Annotated in this window: 15 protein-coding genes, 2 tRNA genes and 1 pseudogene; 11 read left to right on the top strand and 7 right to left on the bottom strand. The window is 69.2% G+C overall.

The window, feature by feature from the left end:
- Positions 1–135: 135 nt before the first annotated feature.
- Both CES90_RS24555 and CES90_RS24550 read right to left on the bottom strand, forming a co-directional pair.
- On the bottom strand, positions 136–867 hold the full coding sequence (locus CES90_RS24555) for a maleate cis-trans isomerase family protein (protein ID WP_189784046.1): 732 nt from the start codon (positions 865–867) through the stop codon (positions 136–138).
- Positions 864–1,673 carry a maleate cis-trans isomerase family protein gene (locus CES90_RS24550; protein ID WP_189784047.1) on the bottom strand — a complete coding sequence of 270 codons (810 nt, stop codon included), beginning with the start codon at positions 1,671–1,673 and terminating at the stop codon, positions 864–866. Before CES90_RS24550 ends, CES90_RS24555 begins: the two co-directional genes overlap by 4 nt.
- Positions 1,674–1,877: 204 nt before the next feature.
- On the opposite strand from CES90_RS24550, the gene CES90_RS24545 reads away from it, so the two are divergent.
- Positions 1,878–2,834, top strand: coding sequence for a D-2-hydroxyacid dehydrogenase (locus CES90_RS24545; protein ID WP_189784048.1), 957 nt, complete (start codon positions 1,878–1,880; stop codon positions 2,832–2,834).
- A gap of 23 nt (positions 2,835–2,857) precedes the next feature.
- On the top strand, positions 2,858–4,279 hold the full coding sequence (locus CES90_RS24540; RefSeq protein ID WP_189784167.1) for an amidase: 1,422 nt from the start codon (positions 2,858–2,860) through the stop codon (positions 4,277–4,279).
- A 287-nt stretch (positions 4,280–4,566) separates the two neighbouring features.
- Here the strand turns inward: CES90_RS24540 and CES90_RS24535 are convergent, their stop codons facing one another.
- Positions 4,567–5,061 carry a DUF3830 family protein gene (locus tag CES90_RS24535; RefSeq protein WP_189784049.1) on the bottom strand — a complete coding sequence of 165 codons (495 nt, stop codon included), beginning with the start codon at positions 5,059–5,061 and terminating at the stop codon, positions 4,567–4,569.
- Positions 5,062–5,244: 183 nt separating this feature from the next.
- On the opposite strand from CES90_RS24535, the gene ehuB reads away from it, so the two are divergent.
- The 6 genes and pseudogenes from ehuB (at position 5,245) to CES90_RS24505 (ending at position 9,607) form a co-directional block, all read left to right on the top strand.
- Entirely contained in the window at positions 5,245–6,180 is a 936-nt protein-coding gene (gene ehuB / locus CES90_RS24530; RefSeq protein ID WP_189784050.1) for an ectoine/hydroxyectoine ABC transporter substrate-binding protein EhuB, read from the top strand.
- On the top strand, positions 6,177–6,992 hold the full coding sequence (gene ehuC / locus CES90_RS24525) for an ectoine/hydroxyectoine ABC transporter permease subunit EhuC (RefSeq protein WP_189784051.1): 816 nt from the start codon (positions 6,177–6,179) through the stop codon (positions 6,990–6,992). The genes ehuB and ehuC overlap by 4 nt, the downstream gene beginning before the upstream one ends.
- Positions 6,989–7,639 (top strand): ectoine/hydroxyectoine ABC transporter permease subunit EhuD, encoded by a 651-nt coding sequence (ehuD, locus tag CES90_RS24520; RefSeq protein ID WP_189784052.1) that lies wholly within the window; start codon positions 6,989–6,991, stop codon positions 7,637–7,639. The genes ehuC and ehuD overlap by 4 nt, the downstream gene beginning before the upstream one ends.
- 10 nt (positions 7,640–7,649) lie before the next feature.
- On the top strand, positions 7,650–8,444 hold the full coding sequence (ehuA, locus tag CES90_RS24515) for an ectoine/hydroxyectoine ABC transporter ATP-binding protein EhuA (protein ID WP_189784168.1): 795 nt from the start codon (positions 7,650–7,652) through the stop codon (positions 8,442–8,444).
- Between the two features lie 214 nt (positions 8,445–8,658).
- Positions 8,659–9,419, top strand: a pseudogene (locus tag CES90_RS24510) (IclR family transcriptional regulator).
- Between the two features lie 114 nt (positions 9,420–9,533).
- Positions 9,534–9,607 (top strand) — tRNA-Lys (locus CES90_RS24505).
- Positions 9,608–9,716: 109 nt separating this feature from the next.
- On the opposite strand, the gene CES90_RS24500 is transcribed toward CES90_RS24505, so the two are convergent.
- The 4 genes from CES90_RS24500 to CES90_RS24485 form a co-directional block, all read right to left on the bottom strand.
- A complete protein-coding gene (locus CES90_RS24500; protein WP_189784053.1) occupies positions 9,717–11,372 on the bottom strand; it encodes a long-chain-fatty-acid--CoA ligase in 1,656 nt (551 codons plus the stop codon).
- 40 nt (positions 11,373–11,412) lie between these two features.
- Positions 11,413–11,880, bottom strand: a complete 468-nt coding sequence (locus CES90_RS24495) for a DUF3592 domain-containing protein (RefSeq protein WP_189784054.1) — start codon at positions 11,878–11,880, stop codon at positions 11,413–11,415.
- 142 nt (positions 11,881–12,022) lie between these two features.
- A complete protein-coding gene (locus tag CES90_RS24490; protein ID WP_189784055.1) occupies positions 12,023–12,664 on the bottom strand; it encodes a lytic polysaccharide monooxygenase auxiliary activity family 9 protein in 642 nt (213 codons plus the stop codon).
- 55 nt (positions 12,665–12,719) lie between these two features.
- The gene (locus tag CES90_RS24485) at positions 12,720–13,838 is read right to left on the bottom strand and encodes an SPFH domain-containing protein (RefSeq protein WP_189784056.1); all 1,119 of its coding nucleotides are present in this window, start codon (positions 13,836–13,838) and stop codon (positions 12,720–12,722) included.
- Between the two features lie 355 nt (positions 13,839–14,193).
- Here CES90_RS24485 and CES90_RS24480 point away from each other — a divergent pair.
- The 3 genes from CES90_RS24480 to glxA all read left to right on the top strand — a co-directional run bounded on the left by CES90_RS24480 (position 14,194) and on the right by glxA (position 18,659).
- Positions 14,194–14,267, top strand: a tRNA-Lys gene (locus CES90_RS24480).
- A gap of 451 nt (positions 14,268–14,718) precedes the next feature.
- Positions 14,719–16,725 (top strand): glycosyltransferase family 2 protein, encoded by a 2,007-nt coding sequence (locus CES90_RS24475; protein WP_189784057.1) that lies wholly within the window; start codon positions 14,719–14,721, stop codon positions 16,723–16,725.
- On the top strand, positions 16,722–18,659 hold the full coding sequence (gene glxA / locus CES90_RS24470) for a radical copper oxidase GlxA (protein WP_189784058.1): 1,938 nt from the start codon (positions 16,722–16,724) through the stop codon (positions 18,657–18,659). Before CES90_RS24475 ends, glxA begins: the two co-directional genes overlap by 4 nt.
- Positions 18,660–18,776 lie beyond the last annotated feature (117 nt).

Genomic DNA, 18,776 nt, shown 5'->3' with positions numbered 1-18,776 from the left:
GGGTGCCTCCTGGGATGTGGTGGGGTTGGGGTGCGTTGACGGGTAACAGGAGGGTGGCTCCGGTTATTCCCGCCCCCGCCGCCCCTACCCCGCGCAGATCCCCGCACCCCTGAACAGCAGGGGCGCGTCCGGCGACTACACCTGCACGATTGGTTCCCTTGTGAACAACGCGCCCAGTTCTGGGGCGTTCACCCTCCTGTCCGTCAGCCTCAGCGCCTCCCAGACCGAGACCTGGTTGGCGGTGAGGACTGGTTTGGAGAGTTCTTTTTCGAGGGTGGGGATATGGGAGGCGGTGTGGAGGGCGGTGTCCGGGAGGAGGATGGCGTCGGCGCGCTCGTGGTCGGCGGTGCGGGCCAGGCCGAGGATGTCGTCCACGGTCCAGGTGGCGACCTCTGCCGCTGTGATGACGCCGGCGCCGTGCAGGGAGACGACCTCCACGCCGGAGGCTCCCAGGAAGTCCGCGAAGAGCTGGGCCACGTCGTCGGGGTAGGTCGCCGCCACGGCGACGCGGTGGGCGCCCACCTCGCCGACCGCGTGCGCGAAGGCGAAGGACGTGGAGGAGGCCGGCATGCCGGCGGTGACGGCCAGGGTGCGGATCTGGTCGTGGGCGCCTTCGTAGCCGTAGACGAAGCTGCCGCTGGTGCAGGCCCAGACGACGGCCTCCGCGCCGGCCAGGCGGAGGGCCTCGCAGCCGGCGGCGAGGCGTTCGGGGGCGCCCATCTCGCGGAGGGCGTCCACGCGGTGGGCGTCCTCGCCGATGTCGGTGTGCACGAGGTCCACCCGGATGTCGCTGCCCAGGAGTTGCTCTATGCGCGGGTAGTCGTCCTCGGCGGAGTGGCCCGGGTAGAGGAAACCTAGTGCGGTCATGCCCAACCTTCCTGTTCTTCCGGCAGTACCGGCGGTGGCGGAACGGGCCCCGCACCGAAGGACTGCCTGGCCGACTCGTCGAGCAGAGCCTGGTACGGGCCCACCGCCCGGGTACCCAGCTGACGCAGTGCCGCCCACATCGTCACCTGGTTGGCCGAGAGGACAGGCATCCGCAGTTCCGCTTCGAGCTGGGGGATGACGTCGTACGTGGGGAGGTTGGTGCAGGAGATGAACAGGGCGTCCGGCGCCGCCGTACGGACCGCCTCGTGAGCCATGGCGACCACATCGCGGTACGGGACCTTCCAGATGTGCCGGACCAGGCCGAGGGAGGAGCGGCCGGTGACCCTGATGTCCGCCTCCGCCAGGTAGTCCTCCAGGGCCTGGGTCACCGAGACCGTGTACGGGGTGACCAGGGCGATACGGCGCGCGTTCAGCTCGGCGAGCGCGTCGAGGACGGCTCCGGAGGTGGTGACCGCGTGCGCCGCGCCGGCCCTGGTCATCGCCTCGCCCATGGCCCGCTCCCCGGCGACCCCGCCGACGAAGCTGCCGCTGGTGCAGGCGTAGGCCACGACCTCGGGGGCGACCTCGTTCAGCGCCCGTACCGCCTCGTGGAGCGTCTCGTGCTCCGAGACCAGACGGGCCAGGTCGAGGCTCACCTCCACCGGGACGTACGGGGTGCGGGTGAGGTGCAGGGAGATGTCGTCCGGGACCCAGCGCCACAGTTCGCGATCGAGGGCGAAGTCGAACGGGGCGATGACCCCGACACCGCGTTGCGGCTCGGGTCCTCCGAGGAAGGAGATGTTCATGGCAGCCACCGGCCTCACACAGAGAGATGGGCGGACGACAGACCGTACGCAAGTCCGTGTTGACGAAGGTAGGTTCGAGTGCGAGCGTGGTCAATCGGCCCACCGAAGGACCCCAAAAGACAGCAAGCGCACCAAAGGAACCGACAGATACGTAAGTGCACCAAATGGCACTGAAGGACACACTACGGACGGTTTCCCCTCGCTATGACCTCAATGTCCCGACCGACCCTTCTCGTCCTCGACGCCGAGCCTCCGCCCCGGCTCGGGCGGCTCACCGGGCGGGCGACGATCGAACACGCCGACGCGTCGACGCTGGCCGGGCGGCTGCCGTACGCCGATGTGCTGCTGGTGTGGGACTTCACCTCCCGCGCCGTGCGGGACGCCTGGCCGGGCGGCGGGCCGCGGCCGCGCTGGGTGCACACGGCGAGCGCGGGTGTGGATCATCTGCTGTGCCCCGAACTGGCCGCGTCCGACACGGTGGTGACGAACGCGCGCGGGGTGTTCGAGGGGCCGATCGCCGAGTACGTCGCCGCGCTCGTCCTGAGCATGGCCAAGGATCTGCCGCGCACGCTGGAGTTGCAGGGGCGGCGGGAGTGGCGGCACCGGGAGGGCCTGCGGGTGGCGGGGAGCCGCGCGTGCGTGGTGGGGTCGGGGCCGATCGGGCGGGCCGTCGCGCGGTATCTGAAGGCCCTCGGGGTCCATACCGCCCTGGTCGGGCGGGTGGCGCGGGCCGGGGTCCACGGACCCGCGGATCTGGATCGGCTGCTGGCCCGCGCCGACTGGGTGATCGCGGCGGCGCCGCTGACGGAGGCGACGCACGGCATGTTCGACGCGCGCCGCTTCGGCGTCATGCAGCCCTCCGCGCGGTTCGTCAACGTGGGGCGCGGACAGCTCGTCGTGACGGAGGCGCTCGTGGAGGCGTTGCGGAAGCGGTGGATCGCCGGGGCGGCGCTGGATGTCTTCGAGCGCGAACCGCTGGGCCCGGACGATCCGCTGTGGGAGGTGCCCGGGCTGATCGTCTCGCCCCACATGAGCGGCGACACCGTGGGGTGGCGCGATGAACTCGGCGCGCAGTTCGTGGAGTTGTACGGGCTCTGGGAGGCGGGCAAGCCGCTGCCCAACGTGGTCGACAAGCAGCGCGGGTACGTGCCCGGGCACTAGGGACTAGGACTGTCTTAGGGGTTCTGATGGATCTCACACGACTGACCGCCGTACGGCTCGTGGAGGGCTATCGGAAGGGTGAGTTCAGTCCGGTGGAGGTGACCCGGGCGGTTCTGGAGCGGGCCGAGCGTGTCCAGCCGGCTGTCAACGCCTTCGTACGGCTCGATGTCGATACGGCGCTGGAGCAGGCCAGGGCCTCGGAGGCGCGCTGGCGGCGTGGGGAGCCGGCCGGGGTGGTGGACGGGGTGCCGGTCACGGTGAAGGACATCCTGCTGATGCGGGGTGGGCCGACGCTGAAGGGCTCCAAGACCGTTTCGGCGGAGGGGCGTTGGGATGAGGACGCGCCTTCCGTGGCCCGGCTGCGGGAGCAGGGTGCCGTGTTCCTGGGGAAGACCACGACTCCCGAGTTCGGGTGGAAGGGGGTCACCGACTCGCCGCTCAGTGGGGTGACGCGGAATCCGTACGACCTCTCGCGTACGGCCGGAGGGTCCAGCGGGGGTGCGGCGGCCGCCGTCGCGGTCGGTGCCGGGCCGCTGGCGCTGGGCACGGACGGGGGTGGCAGTGTGCGGATTCCGGCCGCCTTCTGCGGGGTGTTCGGGTTGAAGCCGACATACGGGCGGGTGCCGCTGTATCCCGCGAGCGCGTTCGGCACGCTGGCGCATGTGGGGCCGCTGGCGCGGGACGCCGCGGACGCGGCGTTGATGCTGGACGTCATCAGCCGCCCCGACGCGCGGGACTGGTCCGCGCTCGGGCCGGTCTCCGGGTCGTTCATGGACGCGCTCGGTGGCGGGGTGCGGGGGCTGCGGGTCGCGTACTCGGCTTCACTGGGCGGGCAGGTCGCCGTGCAGCCGGGGGTCGGGAGTGTGGTGCGGCGGGCCGTGGAGGCACTGGCCGGGCTCGGGGCGTATGTCAGTGAGGCCGATCCCGACTTCGCCGATCCTGTGGACGCGTTTCATGTGCTGTGGTTCAGCGGGGCGGCGCGGGTGACGCAGCGGCTGGGGGCGCGCGAGCGGTCGTTGCTGGACCCGGGGTTGCGGGAGATTCGGGGGGTGGGGGCTCGGGTGTCGGCGCTGGAGTATCTGGCGGCCGTGGATGTGCGGATGGATCTTGGGCGTCGGATGGGGGCGTTTCATGAGCGCTACGACGTGCTGGTCACGCCGAGTGTGCCGGTCACCGCGTTCGAGGCGGGGGTGGAGGTGCCTCGGGGGGTGCGGGGCATGGGGTATCGGCGGTGGACCGGGTGGACGCCGTTCACGTATCCGTTCAACATGACACAGCAGCCGGCTGCGAGTGTGCCGGTGGGGGTGGATGGGGAGGGGCTGCCGGTGGGGTTGCAGGTGGTGGCTGCTCGGCATCGGGATGATGTGGTGTTGCGGGTGGGGCATGCGTTGTATGAGGCGGGGGTTGCGGAGGGCTGCCGCCCGGTCGACCCCGCCGCCCATTAGCTCGGGAGGACAGGTTGTGTGGCGGGTGCGGGTGGGTCGTGGCTTGTCGCGCCCACGCGGCGGAGCCGCACATCGATACCGCCCCGCGCCCCTGCAAAGCAGGGGCTGCGCCCCGCTTTTCATCGGCCCGCAGGGCCGTGCCCTTAGGGGCGCGGGGGGCAACATCCAGTACGAGGGTGTACGCCCGGCACGCCGAGAGCACGCGCCTACGCGGACATCAGCCGCTGCCGCGGCGGGCGCGGGACCGGACCGCGCTCCGGGCGACGACGGGAATGTGACGACAGGCCCTAGGCGCGGCGGAACGTCAGCGTCTCCCCCTGCGCCCCCGTTCGCCACAGGTCGTTGCAGGCCTCCGCCATCCGGTCCAGGCCCTCGACCACCTCGCCCCAGACGATGCCCGGTACCCAGCCCACGTCGCCGTTGAGGAGGAGGTTGTTGCGTTCGTAGAAGAGGGCGAGATCGACGAGGGTGGTGCCGGGGTGGACTTCGCGGTCGTAGCCGTAGGAGCTGGTGGCCAGTTCCGTGCCGGCGAAGGAGAAGTAGCAGAGGTCGCCCGGGATCGGGGTGACGGTGGGGTTCTCCAGGGGTGGCTCGCGTTCGGCGAACGGTGGGAAGAGGGCGTAGATCTCGTTGCGGGCGTACTTGGCGTGGTAGACGTCGCCGCTCAGCGGGAGCGCGTCCCACACCGCGGTGCAGGTGACCGGCGCCCGGTCGTCGAGCAATCGGGCCGTGCAGCGCACCCCGCGCCGGTCGAGCGCGACCTCGATATGCCGTTCCGCCACTGACGCCTCCTCACACCCCGGAAACACCCCGGAAACACCCCGGAAACACCCCGGAACGCTCCGGTGCCCTCAGGACCGCCTGCCCCGTCCCTCTTGTTTTAATCTGCCCCGTTTACCGCCCCGCGCGTGAAGGACCGGAAAAGAACCGGCATACCCGTGGGCACCCCGGGTAGCCGCGCGCCCATGGCTCGAATGCACGCAAACGACACAGGCCAACGACGAACGAGCAGATCCGGCCCCACCCGCCGCACCCTGCTCTCGGGCGCTGCCGCCCTGGTCACCACGGGCGCGGCGGTCGGCGCGAGCAGTGGGTGCAGCCGGGTGGCGACCGCGGACACCGGGGACGGCGGTCATCTGCTGGACCAGCTGCGCGCCCGGGGCACCGTGAAACTCGGCATCGCGGGCGAACAGCCGTACGGATATATAGGCACTGACGGCCAGATCACGGGCTCGGCGCCCGCCATCGCGATGCGGATCTTCCCCAGACTCGGCGTCGACAACGTCGAACCGTTCCCGACCGAGTTCGGTTCGCTGATCTTCGGATTGAGCTCGCTGCAGTTCGACGTCGTCGCCGCCGGCATGTACATCAACCCGGAGCGCTGTGAGCAGGTGCTGTTCGCGGACCCCGAGTACCAGATGAAGGACGCCTTCATCGTGCCGAAGGGGAATCCGAAGAAGCTGCGTACGTACGAGGACATCGCGCGGACCGGGGCCCGGATGGCGACCGGCATCGGCTACGCGGAGATCGACTACGCCGAGGCGGCCGGGGTGAAGAAGATCGACACCCTGCCGGATCAGCTGGCCGGTCTCCTCGCCGTCGAACAGGGCCGCGTCGATGTGTTCGTGGGCACCGCCGTCACCGTACGGAATGTCGTCGCGCAGACGAAGAGCACGAAGGCGGAGGCGACCGACGAGGTCACCCCGTACCTCGACGGCAAGCCCGTCGTCGACGTCGGCGGCTTCGCGTTCCGGCTGCCCGAGCGCAATCTGCGGGACGCCTTCAACCGGGAGCTGCACAAGATGAAGCGGAGCGGCGAACTGCTGGAGGTCATGCGGCCCTTCGGGTTCACCAAGGACCAGATGACGGACATCAAGGCCGAGGAGAAGTGCCGCTCATGAGCGACTTCAGCTTCAGTCAAGGTCTGTGGGAGCTGCTGCTCCGCGGTGTCTGGATCACCGTCCAGCTGACCGTCTACAGCGCCGCCCTCGGCGCGGTCGTCGCCTTCACCGTGGGGCTCGCCCGTACGCACCGGCTGTGGATCGTACGGTTCCTGTCGGGCGCGTACTTCGAGATCTTCCGCGGCACCTCCGCCCTGGTCCTGATGATCTGGGTGTTCTTCGTGGTGCCGCTGACCCTGGGCTGGCAGCTCGTCCCGATGTGGGCGGCCGTGCTCACCCTGGGCTGCACCTACGGCGCGTACGGCTCGGAGATCGTGCGGGGCGCGGTGGCCGCGGTGCCGGTGGCGCAGCGCGAGGCGGGGGTGGCGCTGAGCATGCCGCCCGCGATGCGGATGCGGAAGATCCTGCTGCCGCAGGCCTGGCCCGAGATGGTCCCGCCGTTCTGCAACCTGCTCATCGAGCTGCTGAAGGGCACCGCCCTGGTGTCCGTCCTCGGCGTCGCCGACATCACCTTCGCGGCCCAGCTGGTCCGCAACGCCACCGGGCAGAGCGCGCCGGTCTACACGGTGATCCTCGTCATGTACTTCGTCCTCGCCTTCGCCATCACCCGCGTGATGCGGCAGGTCGAGCGCAGGGCCAAGGCCGGTGTCGGCCGGGCCCCGGCCAAGGGCACTCCTCAGCCCCGTAAGGCCGTCACCGGTCGGCCGCAGGACCTGGCAGGCGCCGGAGTGGCCGGATCGTCCGCCTCCGGAGTGGCCCGGCGGTCCGCGCCCGGCACCCCCGGCCCGTCCACCCCCGGAGGTGCCTCGTGAACTGGAACTGGTCCAACCTGGGCGACTTCATGCCGGCCTTCTGGGACGGCGTACTGGTCACCCTGCAAGCCCTGCTCGGCGGCTCGCTGCTCGCCTTCTCGCTCGGTCTCGTCTGGGCCCTGGCCCAGCGGTCGTCGCTGAAGGTGGTGAGCTGGCCGATCAAGGCGGTCACGGAGTTCATCCGCAACACCCCGCTGCTCGTCCAGCTGTTCTTCCTCTTCTACGTGCTGCCCGAGTGGGGCCTCACCCTCTCCGCGCTGGCCACCGGCATCCTCGGCCTCGGCCTGCACTACTCGACGTACACCGCCGAGGTGTACCGCGCCGGCATCGACGGCGTGCCCGCCGGCCAGTGGGAGGCAGCGACGGCGCTCAGCCTGCCGCGTTCGCGCACCTGGACCGCGGTGATCCTGCCGCAGGCGCTGCGCCGGGTCGTGCCCGCGCTCGGCAACTACGTCATCGCGATGCTGAAGGACTCGCCGATGCTGATGACCATCGGCGTGCTGGAGATGCTCGGCGAAGCCCGCCAGTTCGGTTCGCAGACCTTCCAGATGAACGAGTCCATCGTGGCCGTCGGCATCGCCTTCATCGTCATCGCCTATCCCGCCTCTCTTCTCCTGCGAGCACTGGAGCGTCGTCTTGTCCGCTGACACCCCGCTGATGAAGGAACCCGACGCCAACACAGGCGGCGCCACTTCCACCGGCAGTACGACCGACCGTGCCGAGCTGATCCGCTTCACGGACGTGACCAAACGATTCGGCGGCACCACCATCCTCGACCGGCTCTGTTTCTCGGTCGACGCCGGCAAGCACGTCACGCTGATCGGCCCCTCCGGCTCCGGCAAGACCACGATCCTGCGGCTGCTGATGACCCTGACCAAGCCCGACGAGGGCACGATCACCGTCGGCGGGCAGCAGCTCCACCCGGCGAGCGAGAAGCAGTGCCGCGAGGTCCGCAAGAACATCGGGATGGTGTTCCAGCAGTTCAACCTGTTCCCGAACATGAAGGTGCTGCGCAACCTCACCGAGGCCCCGGTCAACGTGCTCGGTCTCAGCAAGGACGAGGCCGAGCAGCGGGCCCGCGAGCTGCTGGACCTGGTGGGTCTGGCCGATAAGCACGACGCCTACCCGACCCAGCTCTCCGGCGGTCAACAGCAGCGGGTGGCCATCGCCCGCGCCCTGGCGATGCGCCCACAGGTGCTCCTTCTCGACGAGGTGACGTCCGCGCTCGACCCGGAGCTGGTCGCGGGCGTGCTCGACCTGCTCAGGGACATCGCCCGCACCACCGACATCACGATGCTCTGTGTGACCCACGAGATGAACTTCGCCCGTGACATCTCGGACCAGGTTCTTATGTTCGATTCTGGCCAGGTCATCGAGTCGGGCAGCCCTGAAAAGATCTTCGGCGATCCCGAACACGAACGAACCCGGGAATTCCTCGGCGCGGTCCTCTGATTACCCCAAGCGAACGGGCGACTACGTGGGAACGTCTGAGGTCCGCTCGCCGTTCCATGACTCTGGCATATGCCAGAGTGCTGGTCCGGCAGCTGAGAGGCCCGGAGCCGCACGGAAAATCTCGCGAACAACCCCTGCGCGTAAGCCTCTTGGGCCGTATCGTGGGACACGGCAAGCTGTCCGAAAAACGGCCCGAGAAGCGCAGGGGGAAACCGTGGCGCTCAAGCACGAGCCGACCGCGCCGTACCACTCGGCCCAGGACGCCCTCCGCGTCCTGGAGACGGTGGCGCGGCACGCAGGTGGCGTCACCGACGCCGAGATCGCCCGTCGTACCGGCGTCGGCAGCGAGCGGTTGACCGCGCTCCTGCGGATGCTGCGCCGCGAGGGGTACGTCGAGCAGACCACGGACGGTGCCTACGTCACCGGGATCGCGCTCGCCAGGCTGGGCTCCGCCCAGGGCCATGACCAGGCCCTGCGCGAGCAGCTCCAGCGCACGCTCGACCGGCTGCGCGACTCCGCGTGGGCGCCGCCGTCTACGTGACCCGTTACCTGGACGGCGAGATCCAGGTCACCGGCTGGGCCGACAGCCCGGCCACGCCCGCCGTGCACGAATGGGTCGACTTCCGCTCCTCCGCCCACGCCACCGCGTTCGGCAAGGGCCTGCTGGGCCAGCTCGATCTCAACGGCCGCCGCGACCACCTCGCCCGCCACCGGCCCGCCCGGCTCACCTCCCGCACGATCACCAACGAGAAGGTGCTGCTCAGCAAGCTCGACGCCCAGACGCCCACGGTCCCGGTCCTCGACCTCCAGGAGTACGCGGCGGGCACGGTCTGCGCGGCCGTCCCCCTCACCGCGGGCTCGTCCGTCGGCTGCCTGGCCCTGTCACTCCCCCTGGCCCACGCCCACCGGCTCCGCCAGGCCGCGAACACACTGAACCGGGGGGCCGCCCCGGTCCTGCTGTCCTTGGCGATCTAGACCCTCTCCGTTGGCCAGAGATCCAGCTCACGTTTAGTTGGTCGAAGACACCCCATCGGACCAGGTAGTATTTTCTCTGTCGCCAGCCGCGAAAGCGGGAAAGCGACGGAGTCTGCGCCGCTAGCTCAGTTGGTTAGAGCAGCTGACTCTTAATCAGCGGGTCCGGGGTTCGAGTCCCTGGCGGCGCACGATGACGATGGCGAGACATGTTCGCACACAGCGTGAACATGTCTCGCCATCGTCGTTTTCGCGCGGCGGCCACCTCGTGGCCGAAACCGGCCAGTACTACCCGCCCGGCTATCTGGTCAGCAGCTCCTCCCGGCCCCGCGCCCGGTACTCGATGACCAGCCTCGCGAGGTCCACCGCCGAGAGCCGCCGGTACGACCACTTCCCGGGCGGTCGCCACCACACCGGGTCCGGGCAGCGGAAGCCCTCGCGGCGCAGGGTGGCGCGCTGGATCTTGTTGGTGGCGGTGACCGGCATGGACGGCACGACCCGTATGAAGCGGGGGGCCATCTTCGTGCCCAGGTCGGGCTGGGCGAGGAGGAACTCGACGAAGTCGTCCGGGTCGAAGGTGCCCGCGATCGTCGCCATGACCTGGTCGCCGGCCACCGGGTCGGGTACCGCGTAGACGGCGACGGCCTCGGCGCCCACGTACCGGGCGAGGATGTTCTCGATGACGGCGGCGGCGAGGTTCTCGCTGTCGACGCGCAGGCGGTCGTCGGTGCGGCCGGCGAAGTACAGGAAGCCGTCCGGGTCGCGGTAGAAGAGGTCGCCCGTCCAGTACCAGCCGTCGTGGCGGCGGGCCGCGTCCGCCTCGGGGTTGCGCCAGTAGCCCTCGAAGGGGTTGGGGCCGCGGTTCACCAACTCCCCTATCGCTTCGGTGCCGTTGAGGAGACGGCCGTCGTCGGCGAGCACGGCCGGTGGGCACTCCTTCCTCGTCTCGGGGTCGACCACCGCGAGGTCGTCGCCGGGTGCCGCCCGTCCGATCGCGCCCGGCGGGGTCCCGGGCGTCCGCTGGATCGCGGCCCCACCCTCGGAGGACCCGTAGCCCTCGACCAGCCGCACCCCGAACCGCTGCTCGAAGGCCGCCGCGTCCACGGCCCCCGCCTCCGTGCCGAAGCCCATGCGCAGGGGGTTGTCGCGGTCGTCGGGGCGGGACTCGGTGGCCAGGATGTACTGCACGGCGCGTCCGACGTAGGTGAAGTACGTCGCCCGGTACGCCCGTACGTCGTCCAGGAACCCGGAGGCCGAGAAGCGGCGGCGCAGGGCGACCCCGGCGCCGGCGACCAGCGCGGGGGCCCAGTCGGCGATCACCGCGTTGCCGTGGAACATCGGCATGCAGATGTAGTGCACGTCGTCCCGCCGTACCCCGAAACGGTCCACCAGCGCCCGGCCGGCCGCCGCGAGCCGCCCCTGGGAGCAGATCGCGGCCTTCGGGGCGCCGGTGGAGCCGGAGGTGAAGTAGAGGAGGAGGCGGTCGCCGGGGGTGGCCCGGGTGGGGTCCGGCTCGGCACCCGCGTACGGGGCGAGGAGGTCGCCGTATGCCGGGGTGTCCGTCACCAGGATGCGTACGGCGGGGAGTTCGAGGCCGGTGAGGAGCGGCAGGTGGGCGCGTTCCGTGACCAGTACCCGGCATTCCGTGTGCAGGATGTCGCGGGCCAGTTCGGGGCCCCGGCGGGTGGGGTTGATACCGGCGACGGCGGCGCCCGCGAGGGCGGCCGCGCTCAGCCACAGGGGATATTCGGGGGTGTTGTCGAGGAGGACGCCGAGGTGGGGTTCGGCGCCCGGTGGCAGCAGGTCGGCCAGCAGCGCCGCGCGGGCGGCGGCTTGGGACGCGATCTCGTGATGGGTCAGCACCCGGTCCTCGAACCACAGCCCGGGCCGGTGGTCGCCCCACCGGTCGGCTACGAGTTCCGCGACCGTACGCCTCGTGGACTCCGTGGACTCCATGGGGGCGCACGGTAGTTGACGTACCGTCAGATAGGGAGGGTCACGGCGTCGGGAACGAGGTGTCGGTGCTGAATTGGTGGAAGGTGACCATGAAGCCGACGCAGAACGCGAAGGCCACCCCGAGAAAGGCCAGGAGGCCGAAGCCGGACGCCGCGTGCTTCACTCGGCCGGGCTCGTGGGCGGTGGCCACGACGCTCGCGCCGTCGGCGTAGTAGACGGTGACGAAGTCGCCCTCGACCGTGGTCATCGGGCCGTTCTCCTCCTCGAAGCGGATCGGGCGGCCGTCGTGCGTCTTGAACTCGTACACGTGGTGGATCGTGGTGTGCACCCTGCTGTGTTCACCCATGCTCTCGCTGACCGTCGTGAACACCTTCAGGCAGCGCCCCTCGGCGGTCAGCCCGCTGTTCCAGGCGCTCCGGATCTGCAGCCAGCGGCGCAGTACGCGGTAGGCCCAGAAGGCGATGAAGGCCATGATGACCGTGGGGATGAGGTAGAAGAAAACGTCCATCGGTATTCCCCCGAGATTCGGCGAGCACCCTGGTCGGCGGGCGTGTGGGGAACGTACCCGCGCGGAGGGCCTGATCAGCTCAAGGGATGCTCAGAACTCCGCGTGCGTCGGCACGCGACGCACGCGGAGTCCCATCCGAGGATCAGAAGGTGACGTCCGAGCAGGCGTAGAACGCGTTGCCGGTGTCCGCGACCGTCCACACCGCGAGGATCACGTGATGGCCGCTGAGCCCGGCCGGCAGGCGTCCTGTGTGGGAGAGGGTGGCCGGCGGGCGCTGGCCGTTGTACGGGACGGTGAAGAACGGGGTGAGGTTGAGGTCGGAGCGGGCCAGGGCGTGGTTCTGGTTCCAGCCCGGCTTGGTGACGTAGTACTTGAAGTCGGTGGTGGCGTGCATGGCGGTGAACTGCCAGCGGAACGTGTAGTTCTGACCTCCCGTCACCTTGGTGGTGGGCCAGGCGCCGCCGCCCGGCTTGGTGGGTGAGTTGAGCCGGCCGAAACGGCTGTGTCCGGCCGAGCAGATCTGGCCGTCGGCCGGGCCGGAGCCCGGGAAGCCCTTCGGGCCCTCGACGCTCTGCGGCTCCCACTGGATGTCGCCGCAGTTGGTGACGGTGCCGTTCTGGCAGAGCTTCTGCCGGCTGACGGGCAAATCGGTGTAGCCGTGGCCGGTGGCTGCGCCGCTGGAGAGGACGAGGGCGCCGGTGGTGGCGAGGCCTACGCCGACGGCGTACCACTTGGCGCGTTCATGGGTGCTGGTCTTCGTGCGGGGGTCGGTCCTTATTCGCATGCTGCCGCTCCCTGGAGTACGTGGGGGTGTTTCCAGGTCTAGACCAAGTCCCAGATTATGAGCGCCAGTTGTGCATGTCCATACCAATCGCAGCCACCGTCAGGTTCTTCACCAGGGCCTTGCGCTCGCAGTCGTCCAGTTCGACCAGGCCGCGCATGGTCAGCCGGGTGACCGTGTCCTCGACCGAGTCGACGACCGAGGTGAGGACGGTGTCGCGGTGCTGGGCGTCGAGCGCGGCGATCCGGCGGCGCTGCATCACGGCGGCCACCTCGGGCGCGTACTCGATCCGGGTCGGCTGGGCGGAGAACACCTCCAGGCCGACCGGCGCAGCGTCGGCCACGACCAGCCGGGTCAGCTCCTCCCCGACCGCCTCCGTGTTGCGCAGCGTCGCGTCCCTGACCAGCGCGCCCGGCGCCATGTCGGCGGGGAGCCGTGACAGCACCCGGGAGAGCGCCGCCTCCACGCACGCGTGCAGGTACCGCTCATGGTCCTCGATGCCCAGCACCGCCTTCGCCGTGTCCCTGACCCGCCAGGCCACGAGTACGACGACCCGCAGCGCGACCCCGTTCGCGTCGACGGCCGGAAGCGGGTCGCTGCGCCAGTGCCGCAGGCGTACGTCGACGCGGCGGCGCAGGAGGAGGGGGTTGAGCCAGAGGAGGCCGGTGCGGCGGACGGTTCCGCGGTACCGTCCGAACAGGCCGAGCACCCAGGCCCGGCCGGTCCTGCACCGGGTCAGGCCGCCGAACCCGAACAGCGTCAGGGTCCCGGCACCGGCGTACGCGGCCCACTGTGCCGGGCCGATTCCGGCGCCCGCGTAGCCCGCGTACAGGGCGGGCAGGCCCGGCAGCGCCCCGGCCCACCACGAGGTGAGCACACATCCGGCCAGCCCGCAGACCCCGGCGAGCACTCCGGTCACACCGGGGAGCACCCGCGCGGGGTGCTCGACCAGGTCGGGGTCTACGTCGACGGGGGGCCGCGGCTTCACTTCAGCGGGGTCCCGCCGCCGCACTCGTGGCTGCTCGCCGGTGCCTCGTCGGCGGCCGACGACAGCGGGGGTGAGCGGGGCCGGGTCGTCCCGGAACAGCAGATGTACGGGGATCTCGGTCGTCGTCTCGTTGTGGATGAGCCGGGCGGGGGGCCCGACCCCTTCGGGCGTACTCATACGTGCCTCCATGCCTCCGCGCAGGAAGAGCCGTGGTGAGAGTTGGGGAGCGGGGTGGGGTTGTGGGGCGGCGTGAGGGTTGTGGGGCGGGCTTTACGACGGCAGTTTCGCAACTGTCGGCTGTTGTCGCATTTTGACGGTCCAAATGGGTTCCTCGCCCTCGCGGAGGGCTCCGCCCCTTCGAGCCGGGGCCGCCTGAGGGCTCGGTCGGGTGGGTGCGTTGGCGGGTGCGGGTGGGTGCGGGTGGGTGGGGGTTGTTCGCGCCCACGCGACGGAGCCGCATATGTCACAGCCCCGCGCCCCTGAAAGAACCGGGCGCGCCCCTTGGTCATCAGCACCCTCCCGGCTCCGGTAGAGTTTTCCGCGCGCGCCGCTAGCTCAGTTGGTTAGAGCAGCTGACTCTTAATCAGCGGGTCCGGGGTTCGAGTCCCTGGCGGCGCACCTTCTGGAGAGGCCCCTCGCGAGAGCGCAAGCGTGAGGGGCCTCTCCGCATGTGCACGCCACTCCAGCGCACTCCCCCCTCACTCCCCCTCTCACCCCCACAGAGCCTCCACCGATGCCCCATTGACCGCGTATGACCGGTAAACACCGCGTTTCGCATCTTGCGATCAAGATGAGCACCATAGAACCCTGGGCCGTAAGAGACTGCGGATACATGGCAGTTGGGGGGCCATGGGCGATATGCACTCGCTCAGGGATGGGGATCGAGGCCCTCCATACCAGATGCCGAGGGGGGCATCAACGCAACGGAAGGTCGCCGTCCCGTGACTCTATGGTGTAGGTCACTTGGTGACGACGATCCACCACTGATGCGTCCGTAAAGGTCGAGGGGGACCGAAGCGGGCGGAGGACCGACTAACACACACGAAAGTGTGTGCGGGGGGAATGACTCATGACGTCGACGCCGACGGGCGCCCGGCACCACCACGACCCGTCCGAGACGACACAGCTCAAGGTGCCGTCGCACCGGACCGGCGCCTTCCGGAAACTCAAGAAAGCCCTTCCCAGATACGACTACGAGCACTACAGCCGGCTCGCGGGGCCCCTCACGCAGCCCGACCCGACCAAGCCCTACAAGGTGCAGTACCGCTCCCTGATCTCCCAGGAGCCGCACCGCATCAGAGTCGCACTTATGCTGGCCGCCGCGCCGCTGCTCTCCGTCGTCCTGCTGGCCTGGCTGCTGCAACCGGTGCACTGGACCAAGCGCGACTATCCCACCTACGACTTCCTGCCGACCCTCGACGTCGTCATGCTGGTCTCGATCGGTCTGATCGAGTTCTTCCGCTGTATGAACGTGCTGTCGAACGCGCACGCCACGCTGGTCGCGCGCGACCCGATCCCGGTGGTGCCCGAGACCGGCACCAGAGTCGCCTTCCTCACCTCCTTCGTGCCCGGCAAGGAGCCGTTGGAGATGGTGACGAAGACCCTGGAGGCAGCGGTCAAACTCCGTCACCGCGGGCTCCTGCACATCTGGCTGCTGGACGAGGGCGACGACGCCGAGGTGAAGGCGGTCTGCGCGCGCCTGGGCGTGCACCACTTCTCCCGCAAGGGGATCGAGAAGTGGAACCAGCCCAAGGGCCCGCACCGCGCCAAGACCAAGCACGGCAACTACAACGCCTGGCTGGACGCCCACGGCGACGACTACGACTTCTTCGCCTCCGTGGACACCGACCACATCCCGCTGCCCAACTACCTGGAGCGGATGCTCGGGTTCTTCCGTGACCCGAACGTCGGCTTCGTCATCGGCCCGCAGGTGTACGGCAACTACGACAACTTCGTCACCAAGGCCGCCGAGTCCCAGCAGTTCCTCTTCCACGCCCTCATCCAGCGCGCGGGCAACCGCTACGGCGCCCCGATGTTCGTCGGTACGTCGAACGCCGTACGCATCAAGGCGCTCAAGCAGATCGGCGGTCTGTACGACTCGATCACCGAGGACATGGCGACCGGCTTCGAGATCCACCGCCACCGCAATCCCGCGACGGGGAAGAAGTGGCGGTCGGTCTACACGCCGGACGTGCTCGCCGTCGGTGAGGGTCCCAGCGCCTGGACGGACTTCTTCACGCAGCAGATGCGCTGGTCGCGCGGGACGTACGAGACGATCCTCAAGCAGTACTGGAAGGGCTGGTACTCGCTGCCGCCGACCAAGCTCTTCAACTACACGATGATGATCATCTTCTACCCGATGTCCGCCCTCAACTGGATTCTGGCGGCGCTGAGTTGTGCCCTGTTCCTGGGGCTCGGCGCCTCGGGGGTGAACATCGACCCGACCGTGTGGCTGATGCTCTACGGCAACGCCTCGGCGCTGCAGATCGGCCTGTACGTCTGGAACCGCCGGCACAACGTCTCCCCGCACGAGCCGGAGGGCTCCGGCGGCGTGGCCGGCATGGTGATGTCCGCGCTGTCCGCGCCGCTCTACGCGAAGGCGCTGATCGATTCGGCGCTGCGCCGCAAGAGCAAGTTCGTCGTGACGCCCAAGGGCGACTCGGCGAGCCCGGACAGGTGGTTCGGCACCTTCCGCTACCACTGGTATTTCATCGTCATCTTCGGTGGCTCGATCGCCGCCGGTTTCGTCTACGGCCACTCCCACCCGGCGATGATCATCTGGGCCACGTTCGCCATGCTGATCACCGCCCTCCCCATCGTCGCCTGGCGCTACATGCTGCGGCAGGACAAGAAGAAGGCCGCCGCCGCGGCCGAACTGCAAGGGTCCATGGTGGCGCCGCCTCAAGCGGCCCCCGCGCAGCACACGCAGCACGCGCCGCCGTACGCACCGCACGCCCCCCAGGCGCCGCACGCTCCCCAGCACAAGCCGAGCTGGGCCGCGTCCGGGTCGGGCGGCGGGGGTAGCGACCAGACCATGCAGATCGCCCTGGGCGGACTTGGGGGACGTAAGGAATGAAGGACCGTGCAGGCCGCCGCCGTGCCCGTCGGCTCGCGATAGGCGCGGCGGTGGTCCTCGCGCTCGCCGGGATGAACGGGCCGTGGCTCTACCGCGTCGGCACCGAGAAGTACCACGAGTACAAGATCAACAGACCCGAGTACAAGGCCGACAACGGGCACTGGCAGATCGTGGAGTTCCCGGAGAAGTACCGGCAGAACACGATCCACGCCGCGCTGCTCCACACCGGCAAGGTGCTGTTGATCGCGGGTTCCGGCAACGACCAGGACAACTTCGACGCGAAGAAGTTCGACACCCGCATCTGGGACCCGGTCAAGCAGACGATCAAGAGTGTGCCGACCCCGGCCGACCTGTTCTGCACGGGGCACACCCAGTTGTCCAACGGCCGTCTGCTGATCGCGGGCGGCACCAAGCGCTACGAGAAGCTGAAGGGTGACGTCACCAAGGCCGGCGGCCTGATGATCATCCACAACGAGAACCCCGACAAGGGGATGAAGCTGAAGCCGGGGACGAAGTTCGTCGGCAAGGAGAACGGCAAGACGTTCGTACTGAAGGACGAGGTCTCCCTCAAGAAGGCCACCAAGACCTTCGACCCGGCCACCGGGAAGTTCACCGGCAACAAGCCGGGGATCGCACGCGCCTATGTCGAGGCCGAGAAGAGCGGCAAGACGTACGAGACCGGCACCGAGGACAACTACCGGATCGAGGGCCTGACCGGCGCCGACGCCCGTAACACGTACGGCATCGCACAGAAGCTCGCCCTCGACAAGAAGGACTTCCAGGGCATCAAGGACGCCTACGAGTTCGACCCGGTCGCCGAGAAGTACATCAAGGTCGACCCGATGAACGAGGCCCGCTGGTACCCGACACTGACGACGCTCACCGACGGTACGGTCCTGTCGCTGTCCGGCCTGGACGAGATCGGCCAGCTGGTGCCGGGCAAGAACGAGGTCTACGACCCCGAGACCAAGTCGTGGACGTACACCGCGGACGAACGGCAGTTCCCGACCTACCCGGCGATCTCCCTGATGCAGAACGGCAAGCTGTTCTACTCGGGCGCGAACGCCGGGTACGGGCCGGACGACGTCGGCCGCGACCCCGGCATCTGGGACCTGAAGACGAACAAGTTCACCAAGGTCCCCGGCATGAGCGACAGCAAGCTGCTCGAAACCGCCGGTACGGTGCTGTTGCCTCCGGCGCAGGACGAGAAGTACATGGTCATCGGCGGGGGCGGGGTCGGCGAGTCGGAGCGGTCCAGCAAGAAGACCCGGCTGATCGATCTGCTCGCCGACGAGCCGAGGTTCACGGACGGGCCCGAGCTGGCGAAGGGCACCCGGTATCCCCAGGCCTCGATCCTCCCCGACGACACGGTGCTCATCTCGGGCGGCTCGGAGGACTACCGGGGGCGCGGCGACTCCAACATCCTCGAAGCGCGGCTCTACGACGCGAAGACGGGGGAGATGCGACGGGTGGCCGACCCGCTGGTCGGCCGGAACTACCACTCCGGGTCGATCCTGCTGCCCGACGGCCGCGTGGTCTTCTTCGGCTCGGACTCCCTGTACGCCGACAAGGCCAACTCCAAGCCGGGGGAGTTCGAGCAGCGGATCGAGATCTATACGCCGCCGTATCTGTACGGTGACGCGCAGCCGACGCTCTCGGGTGGGCCGAAGACGGTTGCGCGGGGCGGGAAGGCGACGTTCAAGACCCAGCACGCCTCGTCGATCAAGTCGGCGCGGTTGATTCGGCCGAGCGCGTCCACGCATGTGACGGATGTGGATCAGAAGTCGATCGAGGTGGACTTCAAGACGTCCGGGGACGAGATCACGGTGACGGTGCCGAAGAATCGGAATCTGGTGCAGTCGGGGTGGTACATGCTGTTCGTGACGGACGACGCGGGGACGCCGAGCAAGGCCCAGTGGGTGAAGGTGCCGTAGGGGGTCGTTTCAGGTTCGGGTGCGGGTGAGTGGGAAAAGCAGGGGCGCAGCCCCCTGCTTTTCAGGGGCGCGGGGAACTGCGCGACAAGCCCCCACTCACCCGCAGCCGCCAACGAA

The organism is Streptomyces capitiformicae (genome assembly GCF_002214185.1).
Lineage (GTDB): Bacteria > Actinomycetota > Actinomycetes > Streptomycetales > Streptomycetaceae > Streptomyces > Streptomyces capitiformicae.
Note: the sequence above shows the minus strand (reverse complement) of the source record. Positions and strands in the feature narration are given on the sequence as shown.

What these genes read in the sequence shown, in the direction of transcription:
- CES90_RS24495 (WP_189784054.1), bottom strand. Translation starts at nt 11,880, where the DNA reads ATGGACGTTTTCTTCTACCTCATCCCCACGGTCATCATGGCCTTCATC.
- ehuA (WP_189784168.1), top strand. Translation starts at nt 7,650, where the DNA reads ATGAAGGAACCCGACGCCAACACAGGCGGCGCCACTTCCACCGGCAGT.
- CES90_RS24550 (WP_189784047.1), bottom strand. Translation starts at nt 1,673, where the DNA reads ATGAACATCTCCTTCCTCGGAGGACCCGAGCCGCAACGCGGTGTCGGG.
- ehuC (WP_189784051.1), top strand. Translation starts at nt 6,177, where the DNA reads ATGAGCGACTTCAGCTTCAGTCAAGGTCTGTGGGAGCTGCTGCTCCGC.
- CES90_RS24500 (WP_189784053.1), bottom strand. Translation starts at nt 11,372, where the DNA reads ATGGAGTCCACGGAGTCCACGAGGCGTACGGTCGCGGAACTCGTAGCC.
- CES90_RS24490 (WP_189784055.1), bottom strand. Translation starts at nt 12,664, where the DNA reads ATGCGAATAAGGACCGACCCCCGCACGAAGACCAGCACCCATGAACGC.
- CES90_RS24545 (WP_189784048.1), top strand. Translation starts at nt 1,878, where the DNA reads ATGACCTCAATGTCCCGACCGACCCTTCTCGTCCTCGACGCCGAGCCT.
- CES90_RS24475 (WP_189784057.1), top strand. Translation starts at nt 14,719, where the DNA reads ATGACGTCGACGCCGACGGGCGCCCGGCACCACCACGACCCGTCCGAG.
- glxA (WP_189784058.1), top strand. Translation starts at nt 16,722, where the DNA reads ATGAAGGACCGTGCAGGCCGCCGCCGTGCCCGTCGGCTCGCGATAGGC.
- CES90_RS24485 (WP_189784056.1), bottom strand. Translation starts at nt 13,838, where the DNA reads ATGGAGGCACGTATGAGTACGCCCGAAGGGGTCGGGCCCCCCGCCCGG.
- CES90_RS24555 (WP_189784046.1), bottom strand. Translation starts at nt 867, where the DNA reads ATGACCGCACTAGGTTTCCTCTACCCGGGCCACTCCGCCGAGGACGAC.
- ehuB (WP_189784050.1), top strand. Translation starts at nt 5,245, where the DNA reads ATGGCTCGAATGCACGCAAACGACACAGGCCAACGACGAACGAGCAGA.